9 protein-coding genes are annotated in these 13,421 nt (G+C 44.2%); 7 read left to right on the top strand and 2 right to left on the bottom strand.

The window, feature by feature from the left end; translation table 11 throughout:
* The first annotated feature begins 605 nt into the window (after positions 1-605).
* Together JJQ94_RS18665 and JJQ94_RS18660 are read left to right on the top strand one after the other, a co-directional pair.
* Entirely contained in the window at positions 606-2,054 is a 1,449-nt protein-coding gene (locus JJQ94_RS18665; RefSeq protein ID WP_099031590.1) for a RimK family protein, read from the top strand.
* On the top strand, positions 2,054-3,163 hold the full coding sequence (locus tag JJQ94_RS18660; protein ID WP_045988367.1) for a GNAT family N-acetyltransferase/peptidase C39 family protein: 1,110 nt from the start codon (positions 2,054-2,056) through the stop codon (positions 3,161-3,163). Before JJQ94_RS18665 ends, JJQ94_RS18660 begins: the two co-directional genes overlap by 1 nt.
* Positions 3,164-3,239: 76 nt before the next feature.
* Here JJQ94_RS18660 and JJQ94_RS18655 read toward each other — a convergent pair whose 3' ends face one another.
* Complete coding sequence (locus tag JJQ94_RS18655) at positions 3,240-5,078, bottom strand: di-heme-cytochrome C peroxidase (RefSeq protein WP_099031591.1); 1,839 nt, start codon at positions 5,076-5,078, stop codon at positions 3,240-3,242.
* Positions 5,079-5,262: 184 nt separating this feature from the next.
* On the opposite strand from JJQ94_RS18655, the gene JJQ94_RS18650 reads away from it, so the two are divergent.
* The 4 genes from JJQ94_RS18650 to JJQ94_RS18635 all read left to right on the top strand — a co-directional run bounded on the left by JJQ94_RS18650 (position 5,263) and on the right by JJQ94_RS18635 (position 11,393).
* Entirely contained in the window at positions 5,263-6,765 is a 1,503-nt protein-coding gene (locus JJQ94_RS18650) for an ethylbenzene dehydrogenase-related protein (protein WP_099031592.1), read from the top strand.
* Entirely contained in the window at positions 6,762-7,433 is a 672-nt protein-coding gene (locus tag JJQ94_RS18645) for an Lcl C-terminal domain-containing protein (RefSeq protein WP_099031593.1), read from the top strand. The genes JJQ94_RS18650 and JJQ94_RS18645 overlap by 4 nt, the downstream gene beginning before the upstream one ends.
* Positions 7,434-7,444: 11 nt before the next feature.
* The gene (locus JJQ94_RS18640; protein ID WP_099031594.1) at positions 7,445-9,409 is read left to right on the top strand and encodes a pre-peptidase C-terminal domain-containing protein; all 1,965 of its coding nucleotides are present in this window, start codon (positions 7,445-7,447) and stop codon (positions 9,407-9,409) included.
* Positions 9,410-9,665: 256 nt separating this feature from the next.
* Positions 9,666-11,393 (top strand): hypothetical protein, encoded by a 1,728-nt coding sequence (locus JJQ94_RS18635; RefSeq protein WP_099031595.1) that lies wholly within the window; start codon positions 9,666-9,668, stop codon positions 11,391-11,393.
* An 803-nt stretch (positions 11,394-12,196) separates the two neighbouring features.
* On the opposite strand, the gene JJQ94_RS18630 is transcribed toward JJQ94_RS18635, so the two are convergent.
* On the bottom strand, positions 12,197-12,670 hold the full coding sequence (locus tag JJQ94_RS18630; RefSeq protein WP_099031596.1) for a hypothetical protein: 474 nt from the start codon (positions 12,668-12,670) through the stop codon (positions 12,197-12,199).
* Between the two features lie 280 nt (positions 12,671-12,950).
* Here JJQ94_RS18630 and JJQ94_RS18625 point away from each other — a divergent pair, with 280 nt between their 5' ends.
* Positions 12,951-13,418: a DUF4920 domain-containing protein gene (locus JJQ94_RS18625; protein ID WP_099031597.1), complete on the top strand. Its 468-nt coding sequence runs from the start codon at positions 12,951-12,953 to the stop codon at positions 13,416-13,418.
* The last annotated feature ends 3 nt before the right edge of the window (positions 13,419-13,421 follow it).

The following is a 13,421-nucleotide window of genomic DNA, read 5'->3' as shown; positions in this document are numbered from 1 at the left end:
GCTATTAGTAAACTCTATGAAAGGTAAAGCAAATATCACACCAACTAAATAAAACACTTAGGTTTTTTAAGTGATATTTATGCGATTAATTGTCAGGTGCGCCCAAATCGTGTTCACCTTACAAAAAAACTGCAGTGGCATGGTGATTTTGACATCCTAATCATAGTATTGCATGGTCCGCTCACAACGGTATTAAGTTCACCAAATTAGTGGGGCTTAATAAATCACTAAATCGCTGACACCCACCTCAACCAGAGCACTCACTGCTCGTGGTGTTCCTAAGCATGCCTACCGCTTGCTATTTCACCCTTGATATCTGTTTGTAAACACGAGAAATCTTAATCGTTTCAATCGAATCTGATTGTACGTGCTTTTATGGTTTTTAACTGTTTGAAATTTAAGTGTTTTATTTAAATTGTCGACAGCAAGAAAGATTTATCTTGAGAATCAAAATTACTCAATTGCTAAGTGCTATATTTAAGATTACAACTACTCCACTTTAATGTGGGCCCTTGAATTTTCCCACTAACCCTATGTTAAATCGTGGGGTGCCTAAACCATCATGTAATGATGTGCCAACGCATCGCCACCTAAGGATTATTTAGATGCTATCTACTCTATTCGTTGTTGATCAAAATGCAGATGTACTGCCTTTGGCAAATAACGTAGTGACGTTTGAAACATATTTGCAAGAGTACCCAAAGCTCGGTGAATCAAAACTTCGAGTGATTAATTTATGTGACTGTGACCGTTATTTAAGCCAAGGTTATTACTGCTCTTTACTTGCTGAAGCGCGCAATCACCAAGTGCTTCCGAGTCTCAAGATCATTAACGGTTTACGTGATGGCGATAATGCGTTGTTTTTATCGCAAGCTTGGTTTGATAAGCGTGGGATCGCGATTACCGATGACGCTGAGCTGATCATTTGTATGGGCGAAACCCAACAGCCTGAGTTTAGTAAGTTGGCGGCGTATTTATTTCAGCAATTTCCTGCGCCTTTACTAAAAGTGACATTACAGCAGCAAGACAAAGGCGTGCGTGTGCAGGTGCAGCGTCGCGACTTTTCGACACTACAGTTGGCGCAGCTTGAGTTTTGTACTCAAGTATTAGGTCATGTGCATGCCACTCAGTGGAACAAACGTAAGAGTCACAAAAAGTATCGCTGGGATATCGCGATGCTGGTGGATCATGATGAAAAGTTGCCGCCAAGTAATAAAGGAGCGATCAGCCGCTTTGTTAAAGCGGGTGAAAAGCTTGGCATTAAAGTACATCCATTAGAAGCGGCTGAGTTATACAACTTAGGCCAATACGATGGGCTATTTATTCGTGAAACCACAGCGATTGATCACCATACTTATCGCCTTGCGCAAGAAGCAGAGCAAAAAGATTTAGTCGTAATTGATGACCCAAGCTCGATTCTACGCTGTTGTAATAAGGTGTTTTTGCATGATGCCTTTAATTACAAGAAGGTGCCAAGTTTAGAAACGCGATTTGTGAGTCAGTGTAATGAACAAGTAATCGATAAACTCATTGCTGAGTTATCGCTACCTATGGTGCTTAAAATGCCTGAGAGTTCGTTCTCAAAAGGCGTATTTAAAGTAAAAACTAAAGAAGAACTTGGCGAGCGTTTACAAGAGCTGATGAGCGTCTCTGCGATTGTGTTGGCGCAAGCTTACTTATACACAGACTACGACTGGCGTATTGGGGTATTAAATGGCCGTGCAATTTACGCATGCCGTTACCATATGGCACGTAACCATTGGCAAATCTATAACCATGAATCAAAACGTAATTTCTCGGGTGGGTTTGACACGCTACCAACGTTTGAAGTGCCAAAGGCGGTGTTACGTGCAGCGTTAAAAGCGGCGGCAGTTGTGGGGAATGGTTTGTATGGTATTGATATTAAAGAGCACAACGGCAAAGCCTACGTGCTTGAAGTAAACGACAACCCGAATATTGACCAAGGGGTTGAAGACAAATATCTCGGTGACGAGCTGTACATGCAAGTGATGTCTGAATTTTCAAGACGTCTTGAAGCGAGAGGTAAAAAGTAATGTTACAAGCCGCGTTGGTGCTTGAAAAGGCGACACTGCAAGATTTGAACTCACTGAATGCGCTGGAGCAAAGCTGCTTTAGTGCAGATAGACTGAGTCGTCGCCAACTCAAGCATTACATCAGTTTTGAACATAGCCTGCTGCTCACTGCAAAGTTAGCAGGGGAATTAGTGGGCTATGGTTTGCTTTGGTTGCACCAAGGAACGCGGCTGGCAAGGCTTTACTCATTGGCGGTATCACCTCATCATCAAGGGAAAGGGATCGCACGCCAACTGATGTCAGAGCTTGAAGTCAGAGCAGGTGAAATGGGCTGGTTATATATGCGTTTAGAGGTGGCTAAACGTAACGACGCGGCCATCGGCTTATATAAACGCATGGGTTATCGGGTATTTGGCGAGTATCAAAACTATTACGCGGATCATGATGACGCGCTAAGAATGCAAAAATGCGTGCGTAAGCTGTCACAAAAGGCGGTGTTGCATCAGGCACCTTGGTATCAGCAAACGACAGACTTCACTTGCGGACCGGCGTCACTGATGATGGCAATGGCAAGTATAGACCCAGGCTGTATGGGCGATCAGGCCTTAGAGCTTGAGATATGGCGTGAAGCGACCACCATCTTTATGACCGCAGGTCACGGCGGCTGCCACCCATTTGGTTTGGCATTGGCTGCGGAGCGCCGTGGTTTTGCGGCTGAGGTGATGGTGAATACGGCGGGCCCGCTATTTTTAGATGGCGTTAGAAGCGCGCAGAAAAAACAGGTGATGACCTTAGTTCATGAGCAATTCCGTCAAGAGTGTGAATATCGTGATATTGCTATTCATCAGGCCGATGTAAAGCTTGAACAGGTTGAGCAATGGCTATTGCAGGGCAGTGCGGTACTGGCACTGATCAGCACTTATAGACTAAACGGTAAAAAAGCGCCGCATTGGGTGCTTATTACGGGGTTGGATGAGTTGTGTTTATATCTTAATGACCCTGATGTCGAGGACGACCAAAACCCTATCGACTGCCAGCAAGTACCCATCGCAAGGTCGGATTTTGAAAAAATGATGACGTTTGGCGCAAGCAAGTTAAGTGCGCTGGTGGTGTTACACGAGTCATTTTAAATAACGTTCTCTGTTATAAGTCAAAGGGCCTTTATTTGGCCCTTCGTTTTTGGTGTTAAATAGCGCTACATGGCGTTTATAGCGTTTTCAAAAACTCAACGATTTGCCACTTTTCATTGTCACTCAAGGTAGTGCCGTAAACGTGACCGCTGTTATCATTGCCCGGCATAACCTCACCACTGGCTTTGTTCACTTTGAACTCGTTCATGCCTTGATGAGTAATATAGCCAACGTTGATAGGATCGAATTCGCGACTGCCAACCCAGAAGGTATCTGGGCGCGACTCTGGTGATTGTAGTAGTGACCATAGGTTTGGCACAGAACCATTATGTAAATAAGGCGCGGTTGCCCAAATTCCATTTAACGGCCTTGCTTTGTAGACGCCCGCATCGTAAAAACCATCCACACAATCTTCGTTAGTATTGGGCGTTAACTGTTGTCTATTTGCCAAATAGACTTTGAGGCGCTCTTCAATGGATTTTTTCACGGTGGTTTTCTTACCATCTGGCCCGGTGCGTTCCGCTATTAAGCCCGCTTCGATTGCTTTGATGGGATCTTTTAGCACTAGACCCACCACGCCGTTTACTGGGATATCGATAGCGCTATCCACCGCTTGGAATTTGTCTCCCGCGATAATGTCGGTTTTTGTGCCTTCCAAGAACAATGTTTTTGCCATGTGGCAGCTTGCGTTATTAGACATAGTCGGGTCGGTGCCTATCTCTTTTACCGGTACTTTTACCGCTTCGTAATCCTTGAGTAGGTTTTTGCTATCAATGAGTTGGTGGCAGTTGGCGCAATTTGCTTGGAATAACATTTTTCCTTGTGCCGCCTTATTGGTGTCAATCCCTGGAAGGTATTGCTCAGGCCAAGCTGGTGGCAGAAGTGTTTTTACCCACGCTTCTAGTTGCCCTAACGCATGCATGTCTACCGTTGAGCTATATCGAGCATGTTTCCCCCAAACGCGCTGCCAAACCGGTGCCTCTTCAATGGATAACGAACCAAACACACCCACAACTTCACCAATGTTGCGTACTAATGGGCCGACCACAGGAATATTGGGCGCGGAAGCATTCCACTGCACAACATTTGACTGGTGTGTCCCCCATAAAAATGGATAGGAGACGGGGGCGGTGGGCGCATTTTTATTGTTAAGGTCGTCAAGCGCAAATGCCGTACCGGCGTTTTGAATATTGCCAAACGCGTCAAGTCGAGCATAGCTGGTAAAATCGTCTGGATAGTCTTCGGGCAAGTCATTAACGGTTTGTCGCTCGGCGGTTGCGAGTGCCACATGCTTGAGATCGTCCCGTAAATCATCAATCAATTCTTGCGATGCCCCCTCTTTTAATACGCGCATCGCGAAACGGCTAAACTTTTGATTATCGTTAAGGGTCGCTTCTAACGCGGCATTTAGGCGGCTAAAGAAGAGTACAAAGTTGGCGAGGGTGGGCGCACCTTCTACCAAGATTTTTGTGCCATTATAGTTAATTTGGTTAGTGTGACATGCGGCACAGGTCATCCCGACCCAAGCTTGTCCCGTGGTTTGATTGTTATGCACAGCAAAGCCGATGGGCAAACCTGAAGGGTTATTGGCGGCGGTTTTACTGGGCAGGTAGCGCAGCATTTCCATATGTTCGCTATCGCGAAAGAGTTTTTTACTGTTGGGCTGCTCTAACCAAGTAAACCAAGTATAGGGAATGATTTGTGACCCTTGCCCTGTGAACCAAAAGTCTTGCCGAAGTTTATCTGACCATCCTTGATTGAGCCAAACTCGCTCAGGCACTTGACCAGATTCTGCAACCGGGTCGAGCGTTTCTTTGGGCACTGAAGGTTTTTTACTTGGTGAGCTACAACTTGCGAGAAACAGTGTGCAAGCCACTGCCGCACTTACATATTTTATTACTAGTCTATTGTTCATGTTGAACTGTCCGTGACGGTGGAAGTATCAACTACCTTAGTACAAACTCATTAACAATCAAGTTACACGACATTACACGTGCCTCTCATTCACAAGATGAGAAAGTCTCATCTTTCCAAATATGAAATATTTATGTAAATTTATTTGTTTACACTAAATTTACTTTATTTGTTTGGGAGCAGTTGTGCGTCGAAGTAGTTTTGCCATTTTCCATGTTATGGCGGTAATAGTTATCTTGGTTGGGTTACTGACAGGCCCTCGCTTGGGCATTATTAACCATGATTTTCTGGCGTTTCTTTCGCCTTTGCTTCCACAAGGCGCGTTGCTGTCAGTGCATGTGTTATTTGGTTGCTTACTCACCTTGATTGCGATTGTTTTTACTGTGGCAACCATTCGCGCGCCGTTTCACGGCGCACCAAGCAAGTTTGATAAAGCCGTTAACTACTTTGGGTATCTTGTTATCGTGTTGAGTATAGCCACAGGTTGGTTACTTTGGCTCAATCCTGAGAGTCTAAGTCTAGTCATTCATGGGTTATCAGCGACAGCCATTTTTTTGTATTTGGTGTTGCATGGCATAAAGCACACCGTGTTTAAGGGCAAGCAAGTACTGAGCGTATTAGTGCCCAGAAATGCGCTTATTTTACTCAGTTGCAGTATTGCTCTGGTGTATTTTTGCGGCCTTGGCATACAGCTTATTGTTGCAGAGCAGCATTTACGGTTAGAAGTTGCGCCGCTATCAAGGCAAAGCCACCTCGAAATAGATGGTAAAGGAGACGAGCCACAATGGTTGCGTGCTAAGCCTATTCAGTTAACTACATTTGGTGGTGCAAACTTCTTGGATGGGAGTAGTGAGGTCGAAATAAAAGCGTTGAGCAACCATGATGAAACCTTCTTTCTGATCCGCTGGCAAGATCCGACCGAAAGTCTAGAGCATCTGCCGCTCGAAAAAACATCGGACGGTTGGCAAGTACAAGAAAATGGCTTTTATCGCTTTGACGAGCGGACTTATTACGAAGATAAGTTTGCCATCATGCTATCGACTACCTGTGAGCTAGGAGGCGATGGCACCGTTCAATACGGCGATGCGCCGCTTGCAGGCAAACCCCGTAACTGGCATGGCAAGGGCTATCACGCAAGTACGGACGGCCGCACGCGAGATTTATGGCACTGGAAAGCGCTGAGAACCAATGACATGTACTTGGCCGATGATAATTTTTTTGGGCCACCCCAAAGCGTTGCACTTGGGCAAAGGCGCTACACCGCAGGGTATCAACCTGATGGCAAAGAAAGCGGTGCTTATGTGATGAACTGGCGCTGGTACTCACCAACTGAGGTTACGCCAAAGCGAATGCCAATCCCATCGCCGGATATCACTGAGCGCAAAGTCCTTGATTGGTTTGCCAGCGAAACCTACAACCCACAACGAGACATGGCGAAAATTGGCGAACAGCTACCGTCCGTGTTGTACCGTTCAAATCGTTTTGAGGGAGATAGAGCCGATGTTAGGGCTAGGGGAGAGTGGCACGATGGTTATTGGACGCTAGAGCTGGTACGTAAACACCAAACGCATTCTACCCTTGATGTTGAACTGCGCTCTGGTGTTTGCATGTGGGTCTCCGCATTCGATCACGCACAAATCGCGCATACTCGTCACCACAGAGCGATTCAATTGAGGTATATGCTATGACCGTTGCCTCACGTTTAGTACTTAGTTTAGCGATTGCCGCTGTGGCGATTAGCTACTTGTTATTCAGCGCCCCTGAGCGAGAAATTCCAACTCATGCACGCTTTATTAAAGTCACTAATGACATGCAGTTTTTGTCTATATGGCAGGGCCCTTGGCATTGTGTCTATGACAAAAAGCTTAATCTGCTTTGGGAAGTAAAACGAGATGATGAGTCTATTCACGATGGCTATTGGAGCTACTCTTGGTATGACGGTCAATTTGGTCATGCTGATCAAGGTGATTGTTATTTCGAAGCATCCCACTGCGATAGCCAAGACCTGATCCGTAAAACCAATCAAGCTTCATTATGTGGTAGTGCCGAGTGGCGTTTACCTACACCTGATGAGCTGCACTCTTTAATTCAAACGCCAAATAGTCCCGGACAACCCCATATCGCAAGTGATTTTTTCCCACACATTAAAAATGGTGACTATTGGAGTAGTGAGGCTGGCGTCCCGTTACCCAAGTCTTTTAAGCGTGAAAAGTTAGGGGCAACGGCCGTGAATTTTCAATCTGCAGAGACGCTTTCGCTCCCTTATGCAAATGCCGCATTTGTCATGTTGGTGGCTACGCCGTCAACACCATTCTCATTGGCTCAAAGTCGTGCTGAGCCTGTTACTCTAAACTAGGAACCAAGGAAATGAAATATACTCAAATGGCAACTTTTGTGGTTGCAGCTGGTCTATCTTGTAGCAGTTTTGCTGCGAGTGACTACCATCGTCTTGTGTGGGACACCAGTCCAAGTACTTCAGCAACAATAGGGTTTACACCCACATCAGGCACTAACCATATTGTTAAATATGGCAGCACAACGGATGAGCAGAGTTGGCAAAGCGCAGCAGTCAGCGCAACGCATACCTTTGACGGTGGCCTCTCAAGTTCATTTGTGAAATTAACCGGTTTAACCCCAGATAGTGCGGTGTATTATCGTGTTTGTGATTCACAAGGTTGCGGTCAGCGTTTGTGGTTCAGAACTGCGCCGCAAACGGCATCAGGGATCACTGCTGTAGCTGGTGGTGATACGCGCACAGGTTGGACAACGCGCCGTAAAGGTAATGAGTTGATCGCTAAAATTCGACCGCTATTTATTATGCATGGTGGCGACTACACCAATGCAAACTCCGTTTCTGAAATGCGTGAATACTTAAAAGATTGGCAAGTAACCTTTTCGGATGATTTGATTGATGGCCTTGCATACAAACGAATTTATCCATTCGTAGCAACACATGGCAATCACGAAGACGATAACTACAAAACGCTATGCGAAGTATTTGGCGTAGATTATGACCAAGATGGTGCGTGTACAGCAAAAGATACCTATGGTGCTTTTAACGTGGCGGGGCTGTTAAGGGTTTATACCTTAAATAGCCAATTTAAAAATAGTGGCTGGTCGAGCTATGCCACAGCGATGAACAATTGGCTGAAAAGCGACTTACAGTCTCAGGGCAACAGCGCAACGTGGCGTATCGCTCAGTATCATAAGCCTATGTATCCTCACTATTCAGGTAAGTCAGACAACACCATATTACACACTTGGTGGGCACAAGACTTCTATAATAATGCGATGAACTTAGTGGTAGAGTCCGATACTCATATCAATAAACTGACTTACGCACTAACGCCTACCAGCAATGGCTTTACTGCAACGACCCAAGGCGGCACCGTTTATGTGGGTGAGGGAAGCTGGGGTGCACCGGCGAGAAGCGCCAATGATCCAAAAAGCTGGACTATCGACCTTGCGAGTATTCAACAGTTTAAAGTGTTGAGTGTGACAAATGATAAGCTTACTGTTCGAACTGCTGAGTTTTCAAGTAATGCAACCGCGTTATCTAAAGCGCAGCGAGATGCCGATCCGCTCGCGTTACCTATGAATATGACATGGTGGTACGCCGCTGAAATTGGTGATGAACTGAATCTGATCAAAGCAAGCAATAATCTATCTGTGATAGAAACTCCCATTGTTGAGCCGCCAGCTGCAATTGAACTTATCAGTGGTCAAACACAAGCGAATGTCACTGGTGCTAAGTCTTCTCAGGCACTTTATTACATTGATGTGCCAACAGGAGCAACGCAGCTAAAAGTTGAAACGGCGGGCGGCAGTGGTGATGTAGATATGTATGTGCGCTTTAATGCGGAGCCAACGACACAAAACTACGATTGTCGACCCTATAAATCAGGTAATAATGAAGTCTGTACGATTACTCCAGTACAAACAGGTCGTTACTATGTCATGCTTGATGGCTATGAGAGTTATTCAGGCGTTGCGCTAACGGCTACGGTTTATACTGACACTCCTCCAGATCAAGGTAATAGCCAGCAATGGTTGGATCAATCCGCCAGTAAAGGTCAGTGGCAGTATTATACTTTTGACGTGGCACAGGGAACACAGAGCCTGCAAGTAAAGGGATCGGGTGGTACTGGAGATGCTGATTTATATCTGCGTTTTGGTCAACAACCAAATAGTAATACCTACGAGTGTCGGCCTTATGAAAATGGCAATAATGAAACGTGCACAATCACCAATCCAAATGCGGGAACTTGGCATATTGGACTCTATGGTTACGCTGCTTTTTCAGGATTGACTCTACAAGCAGTAAGTCAATAACCCTGTAAATGAGAGCTTGGTGGTTATTGATGTAACGATCAAGCTCATTTTAAAACTGACCGAATATTGAGAATAGCTTGACTATTCACAATTAATGGAATTGAGACAATAATCGAGGTACAATACCGCTGCATTTTTGGACATGCAACTGTCTTTATGCAACGACCTCTGACGCGCGCAATCGTTGCGGTTCGTAGGGAAGAATAAATTTACCACGTGTTTGGCTATGTACCGTGGTGATAACAAGGAATCAATTATGAATACAAAACTTCTCGTTGGCTTAGGTGCTGTGGCTATTGCCGTTGGTGCTTATGTAACCACTCAATCATCTTCTTCAAGCATTGCGATGGAACAACTGGAATATGTTCCGGCTGATACCGCTGTATTTTGGGGGCAATTAACGCCTTTTGAGCAGCAAAAATATTTATCTTTTATGCCTGAAGCGCTTAGAAAAGTACAAGATCTTGAAGAAGTAACTGGGCTGCTTAGAAAAGAAAATGACAAACATCTTAATTTTCTGGCAACGCTATTAGAGCAGTACAATCTAGCGATGACATCCCCTGAGCAAATGAAAGCTATCTTAGGTATGGGTGAGACAGTTAGAAGTGTATTCTACACCGTTGGTTTGTTACCGACACTGCGTTATGAGCTTGCAGATCCTGAAGCTTTTCAGCGCACAATAAAAATGGCTGCAAAAGATGCCGAAATCACATACCAAGAAGATACGCTTGATGGCGTTGCATTAACGCGTTATCAGCTTGAGTTCGCGCCAGAAGCTAAGGTTGAGCTTATCACATCCGTGCAGGGTCAATGGGTAACGACGACATTTAACACGCCAATTAACACCGAAGCGGATTTAAAAGTCGCTTTGGGTATTGCCAAACCAGCCCAGTCACTGGCGCAATCTGGCAAACTTGAGCAATACAACACGCAGTTTGGTTTTGATGGTTCGTCAATTGCATTTTTGAACCATGTGGCTATCGTCGATGGTATTACTGCAAATAAGCAGTCTGATTTGACTCGTATGTTAGACAACATCTTGCAGCTGGGCGGTGATACTGAGAAATTAGCAGCGGTACGTGCTCCTGAATGTCAGGCGGACTACAGTGAAATCGCAAATCTGTGGCCTGCAACGGTGTTGGGTACCAAGAATATCCAATTTACTAATTCCGCAATCGACTTTGAAGTTGATACTGTGGTGGTGGGTAAAGATGCTGAACTGATGAAAGCGCTTGGGTCGATCCGTGGCTTTATTCCTGCGCACGTCACCAACGGCGAAGAGAAAGTACTAGGGTTTGGCTATGGTGTTGATGTTGCAAAAGTTGCGCCGCTTGTAAACACCCTTTGGGGCCGCTTTACCAAAGCTGAATTCAAGTGTTCTGAACTCGTTGCACTACAGCAGCAAGCGAAACAAAACAGTCCAATGGCTATTGCGATGATGACAGGCATGGCGAACTCGGTTAAAGGCGTGAGTGCATCCGTTTTTGATCTTGTTATGGAGCCAAACGACCAAGGCATGCCGGAACCTAAAACGTTTGATGCTCTAGTCACATTGTCTGCCGAAGATCCTTTAGTACTTGTTAATACGGTGAAAGGGCTTGCACCTATGCTGGGTCAAATTCAAATCCCAGAAGATGGCACACCTGTTTCAATTAACCAGTACATTCCATCTCCACAGCCTTTAGATGTGGATATCAAACTGGCAGTTAAAGGCGATCACTTGGTGTTGTTTACGGGTGAAAAGGCGACAGTTATTGCTGAGAAAATGGCAGGCCAAGCGTTAGAAACTAATGGCATGACGCATTTCAGCATGGATATGCAAGCATTTTTAGCACCAATGTTAGAAGCGGCAAAAGCGACTGGTCAACCAATGCCTGATAGTATTGATGCGCTTTTACAGCAAAATATGGTGTTTGAGTTTAGTATGGATGTTGCGGATCATGGCCTTGTATTTGGCACTGATATGAAGCTGAAAAAACTATAACGAGCAAAAATCAAATGATGTTAAAAATGTCGACGTAAAACAAGCCGTTCAGCTAATGTGGTGCTATCGGCTTAATATTTAATAAAGATGCACTATAACTGAGTTAGTTAACTTAGTTATGGTGCTTTTTTTTTGTGAGAAAGAAATCTAGCCAGAAGGGGTGGCTCTCCTTCCCAAAACCGTATAAATGATTGCAAGTAAAGAGTTGTAAGTTTACTAAATGCACCCCCTGAGAATGCTACACATCGAGCTTTATCTGACGAAAACTTTAATGGCAATGCACCAGCGCTTTTTATGCATGGCTTGTAAGGACCGAATAGCCAATGGAGAGCTAATTCAAGCCTAGTGTTAAAAAGCGTGGGTATAAAGGTGCTGGAATATCTAGGTATGAGTGCAATCATTGTCGAAAAACTTTAACGGTTGGTAAGCAGTCCCGAAAGCAAAAGAGACCTGAGAGCAATATTAGGTTGTTCGATCTGATATTGATGCACACATAGCTGAGGAGGATCATAATACATTTAGATACTTCCCCTCAAACGCTTTACGACAAGATAGGTTTTATTCATAAGCAATTGCAGCAAAGCGAGAAAGAAAGTTATGTGAGGGTAGGTTGCAACTAGATTGACTTATTTATCAACTGATAGACAAGTACAAACGACGAATTGGACTAAGCGAGAAGATAAACGTAACACTGAGTTTTATGGCATTAGTACCGCTTGTCTAACTACGAGTTCAATTTATCTGGCACAGAAAAAGCAAATCCTGAATTGAAAAATTCTTATCCATTGAATAGACAACAATTGTTACTTAATTTGGGCGAGAAAGCGTCTAAGCTCTTTACTTCTAAAGCTTCCGAAATTTTCTTGAGTGAAGCTACTGGCGCCAAACCAACGCCTTTTCACTAGGTGAAAATTTATTGCCTTATCCTCGTTCTCGTGAACTAAAAATTCGAGATCGTAAGTGTCTGCCTTTGTTCTTATTCTAATAAATACTTTTTCATATGGAGAAGGGCTTCTAATAAACATGGCAGAGCGTGCGTCGTCAAGCGAATACAAAAACTCCTGAAGTATCTTATCTGGAATATTGAACTGCTGTCTCTCCTGTCCAATGTTTGTATCCCATTTTGAAATTGATTCAATCTCTTGAACTGATAGTTGAGACACTTCTTTTAAAATAGCTTCACCTGTTGATTGGGATTCGTATGAGCTATACCAACTGTAGAAAATAAAGAGGGGAATTGCTACAGCAAGGGTTTTTTTTAAAAAGCTTTTATCCATGTTTCCTCTGTTGGCTAATAAGAAGTGTGTTAAACATTGCTGGTTTTGAGTGATATACATTGAGTATTTTTTAATTAAAAAACTGTATCACTTTTTTATTATGACGACATCAAAACATGTCAAAAATGCAAGAAAACAACTACAACTCCTTTGTTGCTTTACGAGTTGTAGTTGCTTAAGCTAGCCTAGCTAACAGTACAGCATCATGTTAACTGAACGGCTTGGGCGTAAAGTCAGAATTTTTATTTATACTGGCTGTAATTTTTGAGAAGGAGGTTTTATGAAATTACAAAATAGGTTGCTGCTGATGTTGGCATTGCTTAGCACTTTATCTTATGCAAGTGATACCCAGTTTGGCGGTGGTGCAGACATGAGTAAGCTCGTTGCGGGCAAAGACGTATTGAAAAATACTGAGCAGTTTGTGGGGAGTCAGATCACGCTGTCGGGTGAAGTGGTCAAGGTGTGTAAAAAACGCGGCTGTTGGATGACACTGAAAGTAGATAACGGCGAGGAAATAAACGTAAAGGTACGGGATGGCGATATGGTTTTTCCTATGTCCGCCATTGGAAAGCAAGCCTATGCGACAGGAGTACTTGAGCAGTTCGAGTTAGACATTGAGAAAACGAAGCGTTATTTGGCTCATAGAGCACACAAAAACGGTGAAATATTTGATGCAAGCAAAATCACTGAGGGAATGAATCTAGTTAGGCTCAAACCGGATGCAGTAACTATTTTAGAAACGCGGTAAAAG

Source organism: Pseudoalteromonas sp. GCY (genome assembly GCF_016695175.1).
Lineage (GTDB): Bacteria > Pseudomonadota > Gammaproteobacteria > Enterobacterales > Alteromonadaceae > Pseudoalteromonas.
Note: the sequence above shows the minus strand (reverse complement) of the source record. Positions and strands in the feature narration are given on the sequence as shown.